This window comes from Virgibacillus salarius (assembly GCF_039521925.1).
Taxonomy (GTDB): domain Bacteria; phylum Bacillota; class Bacilli; order Bacillales; family Amphibacillaceae; genus Virgibacillus; species Virgibacillus salarius.
The window spans coordinates 1-20,997 of sequence record NZ_BAAACY010000037.1 but is presented as its reverse complement, the minus strand read 5'-3'; the positions used below and the strand labels follow the sequence as shown (position 1 = coordinate 20,997).

At 36.7% G+C, this 20,997-nt stretch carries 22 protein-coding genes and 1 pseudogene; 1 reads left to right on the top strand and 22 read right to left on the bottom strand.

Annotated features, from left to right (window positions below; translation table 11 throughout):
- Window positions 1-3: 3 nt before the first annotated feature.
- The 13 genes from nth to ABDZ84_RS05845 form a co-directional block, all read right to left on the bottom strand.
- The gene (gene nth, locus ABDZ84_RS05905) at window positions 4-663 is read right to left on the bottom strand and encodes an endonuclease III (RefSeq protein ID WP_121605100.1); all 660 of its coding nucleotides are present in this window, start codon (window positions 661-663) and stop codon (window positions 4-6) included.
- 4 nt (window positions 664-667) lie between these two features.
- On the bottom strand, window positions 668-1,348 hold the full coding sequence (locus tag ABDZ84_RS05900; RefSeq protein ID WP_205601735.1) for a DnaD domain-containing protein: 681 nt from the start codon (window positions 1,346-1,348) through the stop codon (window positions 668-670).
- A gap of 225 nt (window positions 1,349-1,573) precedes the next feature.
- On the bottom strand, window positions 1,574-2,866 hold the full coding sequence (gene asnS / locus ABDZ84_RS05895; protein WP_343780529.1) for an asparagine--tRNA ligase: 1,293 nt from the start codon (window positions 2,864-2,866) through the stop codon (window positions 1,574-1,576).
- 21 nt (window positions 2,867-2,887) lie between these two features.
- Window positions 2,888-4,072: a pyridoxal phosphate-dependent aminotransferase gene (locus ABDZ84_RS05890; protein WP_026680990.1), complete on the bottom strand. Its 1,185-nt coding sequence runs from the start codon at window positions 4,070-4,072 to the stop codon at window positions 2,888-2,890.
- A gap of 30 nt (window positions 4,073-4,102) precedes the next feature.
- The gene (locus tag ABDZ84_RS05885; protein ID WP_026680991.1) at window positions 4,103-4,633 is read right to left on the bottom strand and encodes a cell wall elongation regulator TseB-like domain-containing protein; all 531 of its coding nucleotides are present in this window, start codon (window positions 4,631-4,633) and stop codon (window positions 4,103-4,105) included.
- Window positions 4,596-4,766 carry a YpmA family protein gene (locus tag ABDZ84_RS05880; RefSeq protein ID WP_080668675.1) on the bottom strand — a complete coding sequence of 57 codons (171 nt, stop codon included), beginning with the start codon at window positions 4,764-4,766 and terminating at the stop codon, window positions 4,596-4,598. The genes ABDZ84_RS05885 and ABDZ84_RS05880 overlap by 38 nt, the downstream gene beginning before the upstream one ends.
- 262 nt (window positions 4,767-5,028) lie before the next feature.
- On the bottom strand, window positions 5,029-7,830 hold the full coding sequence (gene dinG / locus ABDZ84_RS05875) for an ATP-dependent DNA helicase DinG (protein ID WP_281948989.1): 2,802 nt from the start codon (window positions 7,828-7,830) through the stop codon (window positions 5,029-5,031).
- Window positions 7,831-7,939: 109 nt separating this feature from the next.
- The gene (locus ABDZ84_RS05870; RefSeq protein ID WP_343780528.1) at window positions 7,940-8,932 is read right to left on the bottom strand and encodes a biotin--[acetyl-CoA-carboxylase] ligase; all 993 of its coding nucleotides are present in this window, start codon (window positions 8,930-8,932) and stop codon (window positions 7,940-7,942) included.
- Window positions 8,908-10,110, bottom strand: a complete 1,203-nt coding sequence (locus ABDZ84_RS05865; RefSeq protein ID WP_121605095.1) for a CCA tRNA nucleotidyltransferase — start codon at window positions 10,108-10,110, stop codon at window positions 8,908-8,910. Before ABDZ84_RS05865 ends, ABDZ84_RS05870 begins: the two co-directional genes overlap by 25 nt.
- 14 nt (window positions 10,111-10,124) lie before the next feature.
- Entirely contained in the window at window positions 10,125-11,252 is a 1,128-nt protein-coding gene (gene bshA, locus ABDZ84_RS05860; RefSeq protein ID WP_026680995.1) for an N-acetyl-alpha-D-glucosaminyl L-malate synthase BshA, read from the bottom strand.
- The gene (gene mgsA, locus ABDZ84_RS05855; RefSeq protein WP_121605893.1) at window positions 11,249-11,671 is read right to left on the bottom strand and encodes a methylglyoxal synthase; all 423 of its coding nucleotides are present in this window, start codon (window positions 11,669-11,671) and stop codon (window positions 11,249-11,251) included. Before mgsA ends, bshA begins: the two co-directional genes overlap by 4 nt.
- A gap of 18 nt (window positions 11,672-11,689) precedes the next feature.
- Entirely contained in the window at window positions 11,690-12,487 is a 798-nt protein-coding gene (dapB, locus tag ABDZ84_RS05850) for a 4-hydroxy-tetrahydrodipicolinate reductase (RefSeq protein WP_026680997.1), read from the bottom strand.
- Between the two features lie 24 nt (window positions 12,488-12,511).
- On the bottom strand, window positions 12,512-12,838 hold the full coding sequence (locus ABDZ84_RS05845; protein ID WP_343780539.1) for a nucleotide pyrophosphohydrolase: 327 nt from the start codon (window positions 12,836-12,838) through the stop codon (window positions 12,512-12,514).
- Window positions 12,839-13,038: 200 nt separating this feature from the next.
- Here ABDZ84_RS05845 and ABDZ84_RS05840 point away from each other — a divergent pair, with 200 nt between their 5' ends.
- Window positions 13,039-13,911, top strand: a complete 873-nt coding sequence (locus ABDZ84_RS05840) for a YitT family protein (RefSeq protein ID WP_205601734.1) — start codon at window positions 13,039-13,041, stop codon at window positions 13,909-13,911.
- Between the two features lie 268 nt (window positions 13,912-14,179).
- Here the strand turns inward: ABDZ84_RS05840 and ABDZ84_RS05835 are convergent, their stop codons facing one another.
- From ABDZ84_RS05835 to ABDZ84_RS05795, 9 genes and pseudogenes are all read right to left on the bottom strand, one after another.
- Window positions 14,180-14,869: a zinc metallopeptidase gene (locus tag ABDZ84_RS05835; protein ID WP_026681000.1), complete on the bottom strand. Its 690-nt coding sequence runs from the start codon at window positions 14,867-14,869 to the stop codon at window positions 14,180-14,182.
- Between the two features lie 47 nt (window positions 14,870-14,916).
- Window positions 14,917-15,036, bottom strand: a pseudogene (locus ABDZ84_RS05830) (sporulation protein YpjB); the annotation flags it as partial.
- A 238-nt stretch (window positions 15,037-15,274) separates the two neighbouring features.
- Window positions 15,275-15,853: a lipoprotein heptaprenylglyceryl N-acetyltransferase LhaT gene (gene lhaT / locus ABDZ84_RS05825; protein WP_026681002.1), complete on the bottom strand. Its 579-nt coding sequence runs from the start codon at window positions 15,851-15,853 to the stop codon at window positions 15,275-15,277.
- 110 nt (window positions 15,854-15,963) lie between these two features.
- Window positions 15,964-16,746, bottom strand: a complete 783-nt coding sequence (locus ABDZ84_RS05820) for a menaquinol-cytochrome c reductase cytochrome b/c subunit (RefSeq protein WP_026681003.1) — start codon at window positions 16,744-16,746, stop codon at window positions 15,964-15,966.
- 16 nt (window positions 16,747-16,762) lie between these two features.
- Window positions 16,763-17,437 carry a menaquinol-cytochrome c reductase cytochrome b subunit gene (gene qcrB / locus ABDZ84_RS05815; protein ID WP_026681004.1) on the bottom strand — a complete coding sequence of 225 codons (675 nt, stop codon included), beginning with the start codon at window positions 17,435-17,437 and terminating at the stop codon, window positions 16,763-16,765.
- A 6-nt stretch (window positions 17,438-17,443) separates the two neighbouring features.
- Complete coding sequence (locus tag ABDZ84_RS05810) at window positions 17,444-17,956, bottom strand: QcrA and Rieske domain-containing protein (RefSeq protein WP_026681005.1); 513 nt, start codon at window positions 17,954-17,956, stop codon at window positions 17,444-17,446.
- A gap of 139 nt (window positions 17,957-18,095) precedes the next feature.
- A complete protein-coding gene (locus ABDZ84_RS05805) occupies window positions 18,096-18,554 on the bottom strand; it encodes a DUF2487 family protein (protein ID WP_026681006.1) in 459 nt (152 codons plus the stop codon).
- A 92-nt stretch (window positions 18,555-18,646) separates the two neighbouring features.
- Complete coding sequence (locus ABDZ84_RS05800; protein ID WP_026681007.1) at window positions 18,647-19,222, bottom strand: ReoY family proteolytic degradation factor; 576 nt, start codon at window positions 19,220-19,222, stop codon at window positions 18,647-18,649.
- 39 nt (window positions 19,223-19,261) lie between these two features.
- The gene (locus tag ABDZ84_RS05795) at window positions 19,262-20,533 is read right to left on the bottom strand and encodes a tetratricopeptide repeat protein (RefSeq protein ID WP_121605092.1); all 1,272 of its coding nucleotides are present in this window, start codon (window positions 20,531-20,533) and stop codon (window positions 19,262-19,264) included.
- Between the last annotated feature and the right edge of the window lie 464 nt (window positions 20,534-20,997).

The following is a 20,997-nucleotide window of genomic DNA, read 5'->3' as shown; positions in this document are numbered from 1 at the left end:
ATTTTATGACTTTTGGGAAGCAGTGCGCATCCGCTTTTGCCCTTCTCTACACACCTCTAACAGTGGACATTCTGGACAGTTTGGATTTCTTGCTTTACAATGATACCTGCCAAAAAATATCATGCGATGATGTGTTTCGCTCCATTCCTCTTTTGGCACTTTCCGCATCAATGTTTCTTCTACTTCTATGACCGTATCCTTCCATCTACAAATACCTAGACGCTTTGATACACGCTCAACATGCGTATCCACAGCTATTGCAGGCTCACCGAATGCAACAGATGCTACCACATTTGCCGTTTTTCTACCAACTCCAGCTAATTTAACAAGCTCTGTTTTTGATTTTGGGACAATACCACCATATTCCTCCAAAAGAACGGTACATAGTTTACGGATATTTTTTGCCTTATTCCGATATAAACCAATTGACTTAATATCGTTCTGCAGCTCCTCTAAAGGCACTGCAAGATAATCCTCTGGTGTTTTATATTTCTTAAATAATTCTTTCGTTACTTTATTTACTAATGTATCCGTACACTGTGCGGATAAAAGTACTGCTATAACCAACTCAAAAGGATTTTCATGCTCCAGTTCACATTCAGCATAAGGAAACATTTTTTTCATTTCATCTAAACAAAATCTAATCTGTTTTTTATTCAGCATCTGCTTAGTCTTCTCCTTCTAGCCAATTATAATAAAATGAGGTATCTCTTTTTTTGGTAGGCTGATTTGTTCCTGTTTGCGAAGAATGGAATTGCTTACTTGCATTTCTAGCTTGCTCCACTGTATGGATTCCTTTTTTCTTCCATTCTCTTAGAATTCTGTCAATATATTTAAAATTAAGCTTGCCCATCAACACAGATTCTCTTAATCCTGCTTTAATTAAAGCAGGTGAAATATGATCTTGATCAAGCCACGCATTTATCGTCTCTATTTCAAACGGTGAAAGCGGACGGCCAAATTCTTGTTCAAATAAGATAAATATTGTTCCGTCAGTAGACGCTTCCTGTTGTTGTATATCCGATGAAAATAATTTATTCCAAAGCGGGGTTAAACAATAAGCTTCACTTAGTTTCTCCCCTTCCCTTTCCTGCTGCTTAATAGCTAGCATATCCTTTTGAATCAGTGCCCGTAATAAATGTGCACATTCCTTTTCATCCATTGTAACATAGGCAGCTAACTGATCAGGTGTAGGAAAATCAACCCTATCCTGTAAGAATCGTTGAATCTGTAATAAGAGCATTACTTCCTTTTCATTGAGCCCTAAATCCTTATATGCTAAGAATAATTCTACAGGAATCTGTATTTGGTTTAACAATATATCTTGAATGGAAATTTGCTTCGTCATCATAGCACCTCATTAAAAGTATAGCATGTTGTTAAAATAATAAAATCCCTTGCTCTAAAAGACAAGGGATTTTATTACAGGTTAATGGGCTGTAAAAACCCCAACCTCAAAAAACAGCAGCGGTTCATAAACGCTTATACGTTTAAGGTTTGTTCCTTTTAAACCGACTATATATTGGAATTAGCGATAAAAAAGCTGATAGCTAGTCACTAAAAAAATCCTCATTTATGGATAAAGCCGGTTAAGTAATCTTGGAAAAGGAATTGTTTCACGTACATGATCTACACCAGATATCCAAGCGACTGTCCTTTCTAATCCTAGACCAAAACCTGAGTGAGGAACACTACCGTATTGCCTTAGCTCTAGATACCATTTATAGGCTTCGCCTGTTAAGTCATGCTGTTCATAGCGCTCTTTCATAAGCTCTAAATCATCAATACGTTGCGAACCACCTATAATTTCTCCATATCCCTCAGGAGCAATAAGATCTGCACATAAAACAACATCCGAACGATTAGGGTCAGGCTTCATGTAGAATGCTTTAATCTCTGCTGGGTAATTTGTGATAAATACTGGCTTATCAAAGCTTTCAGCAATCGCAGTTTCATGAGGTGCACCAAAGTCTTCTCCCCATTCAATATCCGTAAATCCTTTGTCTTTTAAAAGATCAATCGCATCATCATAAGAGATTCGTGGGAATGGTGCTTTTACCTTTTCTAATTTTTCAGTATCTCTTTCTAATACCTGTAATTCTAGCTTACAATTTTCTAAAACACTTTGCACAACAAAGCTCACGTAATTCTCTTGAATTTCAAGACTTTCTTGATGGTCAACAAAAGCCATTTCTGGTTCAATCATCCAGAACTCAATCAAATGTCTGCGTGTTTTCGATTTTTCTGCTCGAAAAGTAGGACCAAAGGAGAATACTTTACCAAAAGCCATAGCAGCTGCTTCCATATATAGCTGACCACTTTGTGACAAATAGGCTTCCTCGTCAAAGTATTTTGTGTGAAATAATTCCGTTGTTCCTTCAGCGGAAGAACCTGTTAGAATAGGAGGATCAATTTTTACATATCCGTTCTCATTAAAGAATTGATACGTTGCGCGAATAATTTCATTTCGTATTTTCATTACAGCATGTTGTTTTTTAGAGCGTAGCCATAAATGACGATGATCCATTAAAAACTCAGTTCCATGCTCCTTAGGAGTTATTGGATAATCAATGGACTCATGTATTAATTCAATATCACTTACTTGCATTTCATAACCAAACGGAGAGCGGGTGTCCTCAACAATTTTACCAGTTATGTAAACAGAGGATTCTTGGGTTAAATTTTTAGCCAGTTGAAAGGTTTCTTCACTGACATCATTTTTAACAACTACTCCTTGTATAAAACCAGTACCATCACGTAGTTGCAAAAAGGCAATCTTTCCACTTGAACGCTTATTGGCGAGCCATGCTCCCATGGTAACTGTTTGATCATTGTGTGCTGGTGCTTGTGAAATAGTTATTTTCAAAAAAATTACCTCCTGATACGATTAAGATTGGTGCTTTAATACAAATCGTTTTATTCGTGTAGCTGCCTCTATTAAAGCTTCCATTGATGTGGCATAGGATAGACGCACATTATTTGGTGAGCCGAACCCAGAGCCTGGTACAAGTGCAACTTTTTCCTCTTCTAACAAAGCACTTACCCATTCATCCACAGAAGCAAATCCATTATTTCTTGATGCTTCTTCTACATTTGGAAACAGATAGAAGGCTCCCTTCGGTTTAATACAGGTAACACCTGGTATTTCAAGTAAGAGTTCATAGAGTTTTTCTAGGCGTTCGGCAAATACCTGCTTCATCCCTTCGACAGGTTCTCCGTCCATCTGATATGCTGCAAGAGCTGCATATTGCGCAATAGATGTAGGATTTGATGTTGAGTGTGAAGCTAAACTTGTCATTGCCTTTATGATAGCAATAGGTCCAGCTGCATATCCAATTCTCCAGCCCGTCATAGCATGTGACTTGGATACCCCATTTATAACAACAGTCTGTTCCTGCAAATCGCTAGAAAGTTGAGCAATTGAAATATGTGGATCCCCTGAGTAAATCAGCTTCTCATAAATTTCATCTGAAACGATAAGTATATCATGCCTTAAACAAACTTCTCCTATTTGCTTAAGTTCTTCCTCTGTATACATCATACCTGTTGGATTACTAGGTGAGTTTATAATTACAGCTTTCGTTTTATCAGTTATCGCATTTTCAAGTTGTGCTGGTGTCAATTTAAATCCGTTTTCTTCACTTGCTGTCAAAAATACCGGACTGCCACCTGCTAACTTAACCTGTTCTGGATAGCTAACCCAGTATGGGGCAGGTATTATTACTTCGTCCCCTTCATTTAGCAATACTTGAAATAATGTATAAAGTGCGTGTTTTGCACCTGTTGTGACAATAATTTGATCGGTCGAATAATCCAGGTGATTATCTGCTTTAAATTTAGATACGATCGCTTGTTTTAGCTCCACTATTCCACCCGATGGCGTATATTTAGTCATTCCTTCACGCATTGCGTTTTGTGCAGCATTTAAAATGAATTCTGGTGTATTAAAATCAGGCTCACCCGCTCCTAGAGCAATGACATCATGACCTTGCTTTTTTAATTCTTTGGCTTTTGCTGTTATTGCTAAGGTTGAGGATGGTGTTAAGGTTTTTACTCGATTTGCTAGTTCCACTAATATCACCTTTCTATGTTAGCATTCCTTTTAATTAAACATTCGTTTTAAACGATACTGCTCATACCTAGACCCATCATAGATCGATAAATAATCCAACACATATCGACCAGATTGATCTTTATAAGTAAGTTCCCAAAGAGCATTTTCATTTACAAGTGCCGGTGTTATTTTTACAAATTCACATTGATTACACTGCTGTTTCCAATCATCTATTATAGCATCTTCTGCTATAATTTCCGATTGATTAATCGTCGTCAAATTTTTCTTTTTTCCTTCAAGCGGATAGAAAATAATTTTTTCTTCCTTACCATCTTTTCCAAACACGACATGATAGGCCTTTTCTCCATTGAATGTTTTGATGGCTGTTACTTCTGTAAGGGCGTTCGCCTTTAATAATTGCCTTTCTGTTTCAGCATAGCCTGCGGTTTTACTTTCTTTTAAATCGACATATAGAAATATCATATAAATAAAACAGGAAATTAGGATAATTATGCTAATCAGTAAGCTCCATTTTAACCATTTAGGTCCGGTAAATCGTGAAGATTGCCTGATCCTCATCGTTATCATCCAATGCTAGACCGAACATTAAATCCTGCTCTTTTAATGTTCTATTTAAACTATCAACTATTTTATAAAGATCTGATGAATATTGGAGCTTAACTGTTGATAATGTTTCTATTTTATTATCCATCTTATCCCTCCAGTAAAATACCCTTTTTATCAAAAAATTGTTAATCATACTTTCGCAAGCTAAGTGAAACCTATATATATGCTGAAATAAAATAAACTCAAACACATACGTATAGTATAACAAGCTTATAGCAAGTTGTGTTTTGTTTTTATTGTTTTTAGCAAAATTTTTCTCACCCATACCACTTCTTTATTACTGATGCTCTTGCCTCGAGCATCAGTCTTTTTTGTACATGCACCTTTCACGTTTTATGGCTTCACCACTAAAACCAATTCTTGGCTTTTTCCATGAGCTTCTGAGTAGAATCAACAGATAATGGAACAGGTGGAATAGAGTCGATAAAATATTTGCCGTAGCGCGCCTTAACCATTCGTGCATCACATACAAATACAATTCCTCTATCACTAGAAGAGCGAATTAATCTGCCGAACCCCTGTTTAAATCGAATGACGGCATTAGGTAAAGAAAATTCCATAAACGGATTTTTTCCTTGTTCTTTTAAATAGGCGGATTTAGCTTCGTGTACTGGATGATCTGGGGGTTGAAATGGCAATCGCACGATCATTAAACACGATAAATCTTCACCTGGAATATCCACACCCTCCCAGAAGGAACTTGTTCCTAATAGAATGGCTTGATTAAAGGTCTGGAAATTTTTCTTTAATCTGGCTCGGCTACCACTTGAGATTCCTTGAGCAATTAAGGCATAACTACTTAGGTCTAATGTTTCCTTCAAAAGGGCATGAGCCCGCTTTAACATATCGTAAGAAGTAAACAGTACTAGCATCCTTCCTGCTGTTATTTCTGCCAATGAAATAATTGATTCACATGTAGCATATATAAATTCATCGATATTTCCATATTTGATATCTGGAAAATCGTTCGGAACCATTAATTGAACTTGATCTTTATAAGAAAAGGGCGATTCAATTTGTTTTGTAATTAACCTGTCAGCACTAATACCTAATCTATCCTGAATAAATTGAAAGGATTGATTCATGGTCAATGTAGCACTTGTTAAAATAATACTTTCTTTACTAGCAAAGAAATCTTTTGCTAGTAAACCGGCAACATTTGTTGGCTCACTATATAAATAAACTGCATTCTTTGCTCCATAAGCTTCAATTTCTATCCACTTTACTTGCTCGCTTGTTTCTTCGACAAGGAAAAGCTCTTCAAGTCGATCAATATAGCTTTGCAGCTGCTCTGTATGTAATTGGATACGCTCTTTATCCTGTCTTTCGATCTCTTTTTTCTTTTCTAAGTAATGTACCATAACAGCTAATCCGTGGATTAAATCACGCAGATAAAATAGTAAACGATTAACCATTTCCTTAATGGCATCCCACTTCTCAGGATGTTCCTTTTCATGAGAGAATCGATATTGTGTTCTTCCAATATCACTTAAAGTCTTGTTTGACTTATGTTGATCTACTACATATTGAAATAAATGACGAAATAAATCATCTGTTTCATATTTAGCTTCCTCAATAATATAATCCCATTTTTCTAATGGAAGCTGATCATGATTTATTTGGTACGTATTAATTAGATTCGTTAGGAGCTTGTTATCTTCTGTTTTTCCTAACTGATTCAACATATACTGCATGTGAATATAATCTAGCTTAAGTCCATAATGTCTTGATGCCGTATCCTCCAAATGATGTGCCTCATCAATTATTGCTTTATCATAACTTGGGAGTAACTGATATTCATTAAACATATCCGTGCATAGTAAAGCATGATTTGTAATAACAATATCTGCACGCTGAGCTCTTTTACGCGCCTTCTGATAATACGATCTAGCAAACCAAGGTGAAGTCGGATCAACATTTTCTTCCGTATCAGCAGATATACGTCGAAAGAAGAGGTAGCCACTGGATGGAAGTTGAATTTCATCTATATCCCCTGTTACGGTCTCTGTCAACCACACAAGTATTATCGCTTTTGTTAAGGCAATATCGTAATTGTCCTGTTGAGAATCACGTAATTCATGTTCCAATTTTTCCAAGCTAATGTAATGGGACTTCCCTTTCAGTAAAGTCGCATGTAATGGGAAATTAACTAATTTATTTACCATCGGTAATTCTTCTTCTAATAATTGTGATTGTAGCTGAGTAGTAAACGTACTTATGACAATCCGTTTCTGGTCTTTGATTGCTTCATATATTGTAGGAATAAGGTATGCGAGCGACTTTCCCGTACCTGTCTCTGCCTCTATGAATGCGTGTTGGTGACTCTGAAAGGCATCAAAAATTGTTTCTGACATCTCACGTTGACCGATGCGCTTTTCATAGTTATTTATTTGCTTTTCCATTGCTCCATTTTCTTCGTATATATGATCCAAGTACTCACCAAACGATAAATCAAGCGTGCGAACTTGGTCAGACTGTGGTTCCGTTTGACGATAAGCGAGTCCCCGATATGTTTCTATACCAGATATATCCTCAGAAGAAAAAAGTAAAGCCTGCTGTCTAGAGTGAAGTAATTGATATACATCTGATTTTAATGTTTTCTCTATTTTCAACAGCTGTTCTATTGTTTCATAAGGTAAAGATTCTAATTTCTCCTTTAATCTTAAAAACAGCTTTGCTGTTACATATGCATCTGATAATGCACGATGTGGCTCATTATGCTGCAACTTAAGGTATTCAGACAACTGGCTTAATTTAAAGCTTGGAGATCTCGGAAATAAGATTCTTGCTAGTTCAACAGTATCAAGTATCGGGGTTGTTAATTTATTCCTACCACAGTTTTCTAATTCAGTATTTAAAAAACCTAGGTCGAAAGGAACATTGTGTGCGATTAAATAGCTGTCTTCAAACAAACGTGTTATTTCATCGGCTCTTTCTTCAAATAAAGGAGCATCCTCTACATCTTTGTCAGAGATTCCTGTTAAATTTGTAATAAATAATGGAATTTCCTTTCCTGGATTTAGTAAGGTGGAATAGCTATCAATGATTGTATTATTTTCGATAATTACAAGACCCGCTTCGATAATCTTATCCTCTTTACCTGGAGCGTTACCAGTTGTTTCTAAGTCAATTACAACATATCTTTCCATCTTTTCACCTCACTTCTAGCAACCAGTACATCAATTCGTTTTATCGTATTTATCATAACAGGATTTCGTTTGTGGTCAATATAAAATGAGCTTCACTTTTAACGGTAAATTACGCTTTTTTATTAAACCAATCAATTTCCCCAGAATACAAGCGTTCTACTTTACCAGACTCATTTCTGATTAATAACGCCCCATCAGATGCAATCCCTGCAAATATTGCTTTCTTCTTCTCCTGTAATGTGTAAATCGTTATCCATTCACCTATTTTAAAGCCGTAATTTTCCCATTTTTTCTTTATCTCAACAAAGCCCTTTTTCATATACATATCATACGTCTTTTCAAACGTACATAAAAATTCTTGAATAATTGACTGAATAGACCATGATTGATTCGTTTCAATTTGTAATGAAGTGGCTCTTTCTTGGATTTCTTCTGGCCAATCTGATAATTGCTGATTAACGTTTAGACCAACACCGATTACTACGTATTGAATTTTATCTTGTTCTGCCTGCATCTCAGTCAATATGCCAGCACATTTCTTTTGATTGGCAAATAATATATCATTGGGCCATTTGATCAAAGGTTCTGTACCTGTCATGTCACTTATTGTATCAGCTAATGCTACTGCAGTTAATAATGTTAATTGCGGAGCAAGATATGGCGGTAACTCTGGCCGTAAAATCATACTTAACCACATGCCGCTGCCTCTTTTGGAATGCCAAGCTCGGCTCATTCTTCCCCTACCGATTTTTTGCTCATCAGCAATAACGACGGTACCATGTCCTTTGTTCTCCTTGGCTTCTTGATGTGCAACAACTTGGGTTGAATTCGTTACTTCCCTATGAATTACTTTTTTTCCAAGCCATTTCGTCTTAAGTCCCCATTGTATCGTATTTTCAGTTATCCTTTCGGGAAAACCGATAATTCGGTAGCCCACCTTTGATTTTGCTTCTATTTGGTAACCATCTCGCTCTAGTTCCTTCATATGTTTCCAGATAGCGCTTCGTGAGATATTTAGTTTTTCTGAAAGCATCTGTCCAGAAATATAATCCTCCGTATGTTCAGCTAATAATTTTATTAACTTATTTCGGGTGGATTCCATTTTATCCACTCCTTTATCGTTTCGTATTGATTAGGTAAACCATGTAAAACAATTTGTTTCTCAAGGTTATTTAATAGATCGTTAATCCATGGCCCCTTTTTGTAACTAGGAAATAAACGTATGATATCATTTCCGTTCACTGCTAGTTCTGTTCTTGATTTAATCGGCAGTGTTTCGTAAATTCCCCATAAATCCGTGAGTTGAATCGGACTTGTTGGATCGACTACACTCGCCACCCTCACGAATGACTCATATAAATATTCAGGAAGCTGATATACCAGCAGCGGTGATACCCCTAATTTTTTCCATGTATCTATGTGCATCGACAGTTGAATTGCTTCGTTCTTCACTTTGTTTGAACATTTCCATGCTTTTGTCCACATCGATATGTTAAGTGATGGCTTTAATAAATGGCAAACAGCCATTACCTCACCAAACGAATATAGAGGTTGCTTAATAGAAGCAACGTCATGAAATAGCTGCTCATGATCCTTAAATACAGGAAGATATTTATAAACACCGGTATCTCTCAAATACGTGCAACCTTGCGAAATATAATTTCCTGCAAAAAATTTCGTGAATTCATTGGTAATCCTTTCAATCGCTAAATTACCAATCTGCTGCTTCACTTGTTTCATATGCTTTAGTGTCGTTTCATCAATTTTAAAGCCAAGCTGACTACTAAATCGTAATGCCCGAATTATTCGTAACGGATCTTCCATAAATCGCTCTCTTCCATTCCCTACTGTGCGAATAATTCTATTTTCAAGGTCCTGCTTGCCCTGAAATAAATCAATTATGGCGCCATGACGACTCATGGCTAAAGCGTTTATCGTAAAATCCCTTCTTGCTAAATCCTTATCAATTTTGTCGATATATGTAACCGAGTCAGGATGTCTCTGATCGGAATACGATCCATCCACTCGAAATGTGGTTACCTCAAAAGATTCTTTTTCAAAGCGGACAATAACAGTTCCATGCTCAATACCTACTGGTATAACGTTATGAAAGATCTCTTGTAAAAACTCGGGTGTTGCTGATGTTGCAATATCTATATCTCCTACTGGTCGATTTAATAAATAGTCCCTGACACATCCACCAACAAAAAAAGCCTGATGATGATAGCCCTCAATTCGTTCAATTACTTTTATTGCTTTTTGGAAAGATTCATTATACATATCGATCACCATTTCTACGGAGTATCTAATACTTTATCATATAATCGTTCATAATGTTCAACGATTTCTTTAGAATGAAATTGCGTATGAACCATTTCAAGTGCATTCGCAGCGAACCGTTGATGTTGTTCTTGATTGGATAATATCTTTATCGCATAAGTTGCTGCTTGTTTTGTATCACCAAGCTCAGTAATATAGCCAGTTTCTCCATGCTGTATTACTTCTGGTATTCCACCGATATTCGTCCCGATACAAGGAACTCCGCAAGCCATCGCCTCTAGTAATACTAGTCCAAAGCTTTCCTTTTCAGAAAGCAGCAGCTTTAAATCGCAAATCGATAATAATTCATTAATGTTCTTTTGTTTCCCTAAAAATAATACTTTTTCATCTAAACCTAGCTCTTCAACTAAGGCTGAAGCAGTACCATACTCTGGTCCATCACCAATAAGTAGAAGTTTGCTTGGTATATTTTCTTGGATTAGCTGAAACGTTTGTATGACATCTGGAAGCCGTTTTACTTTACGAAAATTAGAAATATGCACAACCACTTTTTCTTCTGGGGCTATCCCATACTGCTCCTTGATGATTGGCATCTCTTTACGATAATACTGCTTTTCATTTACAAAATTATAGATTACTTCTATTTCTTTATTAACATGTAATAAATCTGCAGTATGATCAGCTAAATAATGTGAAACCGCGGTTACGGCATCTGACTTTTCAATTCCATGCTTAATCATGTTTTTAAATATATCATCGATTGCTAATACAGTTATATCAGTTCCGTGTAGTGTTGTTACAATCTTCACATCATGTTCTGCGATATCCTTCGCTAAAAGCGCACTTATGGCGTGGGGCATTGCATAATGAACATGTAAGATATCAAGCTTCTCTCTGTTAATAACCTCTGCCATTTTTGCTGCCAGCGCTAAATCATATGGTGGGTATTGAAAAACTGGATAATGATTTAATTCTACCTCATGAAAATATATTCGAGGATTAATTCGATTTAATCGAAATGGCAAGCTTGATGTAATAAAATGTACTTCATTCCCTCTTTCTGCTAAGAGCATACCTAATTCAGTAGCGATTATACCTGATCCGCCAACACTAGGATAACAAGTAATGCCTATTTTCCTCATTTGCGATTATCCTTTTCCTTCTTTTCTTTTACGATCTCCCTCCATTGGAAATCGCCATTGTCAAGGCCCCTGACAAAGATTTCTGCTGCTGCAATGTTAGTAGCCAGTGGGATGTAATAAACATCGCATAATCGCATCAAGGCACTAACATCAGGCTCATGTGGCTGAGCTGTTAATGGATCTCTAAGAAAGATGATCATATCCATTTTATCATTTGCTATCATTGCTCCAATTTGTTGATCTCCACCTAGTGGTCCTGATTGAAATAAATTCACATCAAGACCCGTTGCCTCAGCTACCATCTTTCCTGTTGTACCAGTTGCATATAAGTTATGCTTCTTTAACGTATGTTGATAGGCAATACTAAAATTAATGATATCTTTCTTCTTTTTATCATGAGCAATTAATGCAATGTTCATTTTCATACAATTCCCACCCTATAATATATTTTCCAAACCATATATAAGCCGTCGCTCTTCCATTACCTTGTTAATTCCAAGTTTAACTCCTTCCATAAAGGAAGCACGATCCATAGAGTCATGTTTTATGGTAAGTGTTTGCCCATCGCTTCCGAATATTACTTCTTGATGTGCAACCAGACCAGGTAAACGTACACTATGGATCTTAATCCCATCTATATCAGCGCCTCTTGCACCAGGCAATGTTTCTTTTTCGTTTGGATGCCCTTGCTTTTTAGCTGTTCTTGTTTCTCGGATTAATTCAGCTGTCTTAATGGCTGTTCCAGAAGGAGCATCTAGTTTGTTATCATGATGCTTCTCAATAATGTCCACGTCAGGAAAATATGTAGCAGCCATTTTTGCAAACTTCATCATTAAGACAGCTCCGATTGCAAAGTTTGGCGCAATCAAACAGCCGACATTTTGAGAATTTGAAATGGAGCTTAGCTCCTCTATTTGTAATTCGGAGAAACCGGTCGTCCCGACTACAGGACGTACATGGTGTGCTAGAGCAATTTTTGTGTGCTGGTAACCTGCTTCAGGAACAGTCAAATCAACCAGTACATCTACCTCATTATTCTCATTAAAGCAAGTCTCAGCATCCTCATATATCGGAACGTCGATGGAAAAATGAGGAACTACCTCTTGTAACGTTTTTCCTCCATGTTTACGATCAATACATGCTACGAGACGAAATTCAGTTTCCTTTTCTACCATTTTGACTGCTTCTGAACCCATTTTTCCTCTTGGGCCTGCTATTACAACGTTAATTGCCATGTGACATTCTCCTTTTATGTATAACTAGTCTTTTCTGGTCCATCTATGTTTATCGCGTGATTCAATTTTAGTTATCGATGAATGAAATGCTTCCGATAAGTCTATATCCAATGAGTTAGCGAAACAAGAAAGCACAAAAATAATATCACCTAATTCTTCCTCTACTGTCCTTTCCTGTTCGGAAGGCTTTTTAGGCTTTTCGCCATAATAATGATTTACTTCTCTTGCTAGTTCTCCAACTTCTTCCGTCAATCTAGCCATTAAACTTAATGGAGAGAAATAATCTTCTTTAAATTGGCTGATATAGTTATCAACTCGTTCTTGTATCTCTTTTGTAGAGTAATTGGTTATAGTAATGGAAATCTCCCCCTATATTCATATTTGCTACTATTATCGTAGCTAATCCACGTTGTTTTGACAAATATTTAATTCATAACCCTTCCATTATGGAACTTTTTTAAACTTCCTAAAAAAATAGAATTGTTCTTTATAGATAGTTTGTCTATACTGTTAATAGGAATGGACATCGTTAGAAAGTAGGAGGTTTTCGTTTGATATTTGGATTAAAAGTAAAAAATATACTATTTATTTTATTAGGATCTGCCATATTTTCTTTTGGTATTGTTCACTTTAATATGCAGCACAATCTAGGTGAAGGCGGATTTACTGGAATTACGCTATTGCTATATTTCCTTTGGAAATGGGATCCAGCGATTACAAATATAATTTTAAACATTCCACTATTTTTAATCGGCTGGAAGTTTTTAGGACGAAATTCATTTATATATAGCATAATTGGGACTGGAGCGGTATCACTGTTTCTAAGTATATTCCAAATCAATCCATTTGATTTGCATCTTGAATCAGACATGACTCTAGTCGCGCTCTTTGCAGGGGTATTTATCGGGGTAGGTTTAGGAATTATTTTCCGGTTTGGCGGTACCACTGGTGGTGTCGATATTATTGCAAGGCTCGTTAATAAATATGTTGGATGGAGCATGGGGAGAACCATGTTTCTCTTTGATTTTATCGTCATCATGACTTCTGTATTTGCAATATTAGACTTAAAGCAAGGGATGTATACATTGTTAGCTGTGTATATCGGTGCCAGAGTCATTGACTTCCTACAGGAAGGGGCATATTCAGCAAAAGGGGCTACCATCATCTCCAGTCAAAGTAATGATATTGCTGCCAAAATACTGAAAGATATGGATCGAGGTGTTACTGTATTAGAGGGGAGAGGGAGCTTCTCAGGTGACAAACGTGACGTATTATACTGTGTCGTAGCAAGAAACGAAATTGTACGCTTAAAAAATATCATTAATAGCGTTGATCCACATGCATTTGTTGCTGTTAGCACCGTCCACGATGTACTCGGGGAAGGCTTTACATTAGACGAAAACAAAAATCCTATACAGGAATAAAAGCAAAACCATTTCTTTAAGAGGGTACAACAATCGAATTAGAACTTAATTCGAGATAATTGTCTACCTCTTCATACCTTACTCAACATAAAGGAGGGTTCTGGGCGCTGAAGCTGGAAGCGGCTCAATACGCCCATCTTGATCCGCATCGGTTAACTTTATAATTTCCTAAACAATCAAAAAGAAACACGGACCGTGATGTTCATACACTATGGTCAGTGTTTCTTTTATTTAATGGGCTGTTAAAATAACCCCTTCTTCATTCTTACTAATCATTATTTGATGCAACATACATCAAGATAAACCGCACTAATTCAGCAACTGCTACTAGTGCCGCTGCAACATAAGTTAATGCCGCTGCATTTAGCACTTTCTTTGTTTCACGTTCTTCGTTATTTCGAATTACACCCGAAGATACAAGCTGAGCCATCGCACGATTCGATGCATCAAATTCAACAGGCAACGTTACGAGCTGAAATAGCACTGCTGCTGACATGAAAATGATACCAAATAGGAATAATCCTCCCATGTTAAGGAGTATACCTGCAAGAATAAGAAAGAAGGATATATTTGATCCAAAACTTGCTACAGGTACCAATGCGCTTCTAAATCTTAGGAAGGCATAGTCTTCTGCATCTTGAATAGCATGTCCAACCTCATGTGCTGCCACAGCGGAAGCAGCCATGGATTGACTGTGATAGTTTCCAGTAGAAAGTCGAACAACCTTTTTTCTCGGATCATAATGATCCGACAATGTACCTTTAGTTTCTTCGATTGTTACATGATATAATCCATTTTCGTCCAAAATTTTACGAGCAACTTGTGCACCAGTCATATACGATGATGTTGCTTTTTTAGAATATTTTTTATAGGTATTCTTAACCTTTGATTGTGCCCAAATTGGGATTATCAATAGTAAAGCTAGATAAATGAGGTAACCGCCAAAGCCACCTAACATGTTTGCATTCCTCCTTGTTAAGGTCAATTTTAGTCAAAAATAGGTAGTTAGTCAACTATTTTATCTTTTTTAGCTTTTTTCCTCGATTCACCTTTATATTTTCTCCAACTAACGTAGGTTAATGTAATCCCAATACATCCACCAACAATTATAACTGTCCAAATCAGCGGAAGAAGGTCCCCGTTTTGCTTTGGTGGTTCCTTTGCTTGCACGAGCACGCTTGCTTCAATCATGATAGGCTGTATATGAAAATAACCAATCATCCCTATGATCACTAATATGCATGTAATAACCGAACCCAGTTTGTTTTTTATCATAGCGATCACCCCATATTTAGCTTCTAACACTAATGTATGATACGGGATAATATTATATAACAGTGATATTTTTGCAGTTGGTGGGCCGTTAATTATCGTGTTCTTTTTTACGTATCGTCAGATAATAAGCAATGAAAATGGATACAATACTCAACCAAAATGTAAAATAACCAATTTCGTTCATATATTCGGTGAGCGATCCGTATACCGGCATCATTTCAAATACATAATCAATAATGTCATTATGTAATGTCCACACTGCTGCTACGGCAATATGACGAAGCTTTATTTGATAATAGGGGGCATATAATAACCCTTGGATTGCCATTGCACCATGCGAAGCAATAAGCATATATCCTTGCCAATTTAGCGAACCATCAACAGCTAGTGTAAGTAAATTCATTACTACCGCCCATATACCATACTTAAATAACGTAATGATACCCAGTGCCTCTACATACGGTACATGCCTGTTGAACATAAAAAATAAAAGAAAGATCGTAAAGAATAAGCTAGCTGTGGGACTGTCAGGAACAAATATTAAAAATATGTCAGGGGTTACGGATAACTGACTTTCATACCATTTGTAACCATAAATGGTACCTGCTAAATTGATAAAAAATAAAAGCATTAAAAAGCGTTTGTCCAATAATATGCATTTTATCAAGAAATCGTTCCTCTTTTCCTAGAGATTCAATACATTACTCACGAATATTTGAGTAGAATGATAAAAAACACCCCCACCAATCTGATTGGCAAAGGTGTTTTTATTAATTCTTATTCCTGCGATTGCTCATTTACCGATACTATAAAGTCAACAAGTTGTTGCAATTCTTCATCTGTACCAGCAAATTGACCAGGAGGCATTGATCCAGTACCATCTTTAGCAATGGTAGCAATCTCTTCAGCAGAATGTTCTGTACCAATTAATGCTGGAGCAGCTGCACCACCCTGTAGGTCTTCACCATGACAGGACATACAGCTATTCTCATAAATTGCATATCCTGGATCTTCTGTGTCTATTGCAACCTCTTGCCCTGGAGGTATTGGTTTATTTGCCTCAGCACGTGATTCCCAATCAACATGAGATGCAGATTCGTACGTTAACCAAATAACAGAAGCAAGAGCCAATAGCATCATACCAACTGCTACCGGACGCTGATGAGGTCTTCTTCCTGGTCCATTATCAAGGAATGGAGCAAGTAATAGCGCTCCAAAAGCGATACCTGGTAAGACCAATATCCCCATAATAATAAAGTCTCCACTAGCGAATTGATATTTGAGTAATTCATATAAGAACAAGAAGTACCAGTCCGGCAATGGAATATAGGATGCATTTGTTGGATCGGCCATTCCCTCTAAAGGAGATGGATGAGCTAAGGTCAAGCACAAGAACCCAACTAAAAACACAGCACCTACCAACCACTCTTTTAATAAAAAGTTGGGCCAGAAAGCTTCTGTTCTACCGGGATATTCGGAATAATCTTTTGGTACATTCGGTTTTCTTTCAGCAGAGATACGAGAATCTCCGACAAACTTCATACCTTTACCCTTATGCAATGCTTTCCCCTCCTTTTTATAGCGGTCCTGAAATACCTTGTCTACGTATTAATATAAAGTGTACTGCCAATAGTCCAAATAAAGCTGCTGGCAGGAAGAACACATGAATCGCAAAGAAACGTGTTAGTGTTTGTGCACCAACGATATTTGCGTCACCAGCTAATAGCGTTTTCAATTGCTCACCAATAAACGGTACTTGTTCGGCAATTTCCAAGCCAACCTGTGTTGCAAAATATGCTTTATTATCCCATGGTAGTAGATATCCAGTGAATCCAAGTCCAAGCATAATAAAGAAAATGAGAACTCCAACGATCCAGTTAAGTTCACGTGGTTTTTTATAAGCTCCTTGGAAAAACACTCGCAACGTATGTAATAACAGCATTACGATAACAACACTAGCGCCCCAGTGATGCATTCCACGAACAATTTGTGCATGTGCAACCTCTGTTTGTAAATAGTAAACAGACTTCCAAGCATTTTCAATGTCTGGAACATAATACATCGTTAGAAACATTCCAGATAGAATCTGAATAACTACTACAAAAAATGTTAACCCTCCAAAACAATATACAAATGCAGAAAAATGATGTGCTGGGTTAACATGTTCAGGTACTTCGTGGTCTGCAATATCGCGCCAGATTGGCGTAATGTCTATGCGATCGTCTATCCAATCATAAATTTTTTGTAGCATAAATGATTACGCCCCCTCTCTTGGTACTGCGTCGCCTAAGAATAACATACCTTCTCGAACTTCTGATTCATAAACATCCAATGGTTTTAAAGGTGGTGTGCCAGGCACATTTGTCCCATCTTTATAATAGCGTCCATCATGACATGGGCAGTAGAACTGATCAGGGTATTGGTCATTTCCTTCCCAAGATACAACACAACCTAGGTGTTTACAAATTGGGGAAAAGGCTTGAATTTCATCTTTGTCATTCTTGAATACCCAAGCTGATCGGTTTACTTCAGATTCATACCAGCCATCCACTTGGTTCACTTTCCAATCAATACGCTGAGGCTCTGTAGTAATATCCTCAACAGCTAGACTGACATTCGTCAAGTCACCATGACCAGATTCTTGTAACACTGGATCAACTGCCATTCGCAACATTGGTGCAAGCATTCCAGCTGCCATGAAACCGCCAACACCTGTAAGCGTATAATTTAAAAACTGTCTACGGGATACTTGCTGCTTCTTTTCACTCATGATTTTCCCCCCTCTTTTACAATGATCACGGACAATAATAGTTTAATCAGATTACTAGGACATTAACCATGATAGCGCAAACTGTTTGTCCGGTCAATAAATATTCATATTTGTTAACAAAAAGTTTTTTAATTATTCATTACCAATAAGACCGGATTAATTCACTAATTTGATCCACCTGATCACGAACAAATCGATGCATCTCAGCTGAATGTAGATCACCAGATTTCATTCCAGGTAGCCACAGTAAGGTTCCTTTCAGTACTTGTTCGTGTTTCTTCCAGGAAGCATCTAATGTCAGAAAGAATACATGGGAGAACGGCTGCTTTTGAATCTCCGTTATCCAACCATGCAATCTTTCTATTTCCTCTTCTTTTGTTGCATGCTTAACATAGTAGTAAGAAGGAGTTAGCATGACTCTACCTGTAAGTTCTTTTTCTAGGTCATTAGCTAATACTGTAGTTAGTTCATTTTGAAATGCATTTTTTTCAAGCTCTGATTCCGTAGACATTTGATATGGAATTAATGGTATCAGAATGGTATCAATGTATTCTTTTGCTTCCAGATATTGAGCTAAATCCGCTTTATTCCATTTCATATAGTTATCAGCCTTTCTATATTGTTTAACAGCATTGCCAAAAATATTACACTATGTGTAAATATTATCTTATTAACACAAAAAAAATCAACCTATTGCTTTAGCAATTTAGGTTGATGAGGGTTACTTGCTTCAAGCGATTTTAATTCATTCGATAATTTAATAAAAGCTTCCTGATTCATTTCGTCCAACGCAAGATCAATTTTTTTATGCAATTGCTTTTTCTTAAAATCAAAAATCGATTGATCTAATAATTGCTTCGCAAGCTCTTGGTCTTTTTGAGTAATGAAATATTCATCTGGAATAAACGGATTCTCTTCTAATACAGCAATGTATAACGCATTTTGATATGATTTCTTAAAATTTAGTTGTAAATACAATGGTTCGTGCTTATTCAAGCGAATATCATGAAAGGATTTCTCTGCATCACTTGTAACCAATTGATTTTTGTAGAAACGAAAGGCTGTCTCCTCTGAACAATGACTTGTTATGATAATTCCTCTAGGGCAAAATTTAGCTTCCCTAACAAAATGGACGTTGGTAAGTAACTCATCATGGTTCACTAGATAATTTAGTATCCACACGCTCTCACGTTTTTTTAACTGATAATGATTTAAAAACCACTGGATAAAACTCTTTTTATCTTCTACGGAAACTGGTGTTTGCATGAGTGACTTTGCCCCCTTCACGATTCATCTAAGATCATTCTATAACTCTTTTTCACTATCTGATTGCTTCAACCGAGCAAGGAACTCACTAATATCATCATCTATTGGATGCGTTGTTAGATATGCCTCAAACACAGGTATTGCCTCTTTCATCCTCCCCTCCTCTGTTAAGAAGTAACCATATTCCTTAAGAAAGTCAGTATCATCTTTAAGGTTAGTATATGCAGCATTATAGTGTTTTAATGCATTATCATATGATTCCGTTTCATTATATGCACGGGCAAGCTCCCATTCATACTGAGGGTCATCTGCTCCTGTATGTTTAATTTCGATAATTAAGTCAATAATTCCTTTAAAATCTGCTTTATTTTTTAATAATTCAATCAAAAATAAGATGGCTTCTTTAAAGTCAGGATCTATAGCAATGGCTTCCCTAATATGCGTTTCACTCTCCACATCATTCTCAAGCTTATGGGCAAGCATGCCGGCCATAAAATAGAGTTCTTTATTAAAGGTGTCCACTTTAATGCCTTTTAGGGCTGTTTCATAAGCTTTTTCCACTAACCCCTCCTCTTCATACACTTTAGCCAATTGATAATATGCAGTATGATAATACGTATCAATCTCAATAACATGTTCCCAAGCTTTTCTTGCAATATCGCTTCTTCCCGCTTGATAAGCAGTGAATCCATATTTAAATAAAGAATCCGGATTTTCGCTATCTTCATCTTGATAATAGGTCAATGCTAGTTCATATTCTCCAGAAGCGGCATAAGCCTCTGCAATTCGATCATTGATAGAAACATTAGCAATTTCCTTTGCTTTAGGAAGAATTTTTTCGTAATAATTTGTTGCCTTTCGATAATCTCCTGTAGAGAAATATAATTCTGCTAAAGCAAAGTCCAGAATAGGTTCATTAGGATCGCGATTCTTTGCCATCAGTAATTTTTGCTCAGCTACTTCAAATAAACCCTGTGCTTGATATAAATCAGCTAGCTGAATCAACGTCTGTACATAAGCCGGATCATCTTCTTGAATTTCGTTTAATAATTGTATGGCTGCTTCATCATCTTCCAATTCGATATAAATATCAGCCAAGGTTACCTTTAGTTCTCCTTCTGCAGGAAACTGTTGTATTAATGCTTGTAGTAATACACTTGCTTCTTGAAGATATCCCCATTGGATGTACAATTCAGCAATCGTATATTTCTCTTCCTCATCAGCCATGGGCAGATAATTCTCTAAAAGCTCGATCGCTTTTTCACTCTGCTTTGCTTCCATTAAATGAACAGCTTCCATTATTGTTTCCACATTAAACGCTCCTTTTGTATATATAAATCAAATGATTCCATCCGTGTGTGAAAATTTAGTAGTACACTTTATCATAACGAAAATAGGAATGATGTTCAAAATAAAAGCATGACTTCGGAGATATTACCACCGATACAGACATCCAATATCACCGTACTCCTCTCATAACGAAGCCTCTATATAGTCACTTGTTTACTTGAGATTTCTCCATATGCGAGCTTCTCATCTTTAGCTATTATTTTGATTTCACTTATCATCTGAAGCAATTAGTTGCTTCAAAACGACTGGTAGTCTAGAGGGAAAGAAACAGCTGAAAATAGCACGTTGGATAACTAACGTATACCAACTGAACAATAGCTTGGCGTGAAATCCCTTTTCTATTATAAGAAAAACGGAGCAAAATTCGCTCAGTCCTTATCACTAAATGCTCAGATTTACGCTTTCTCTAGTAGCTATTATGGAAT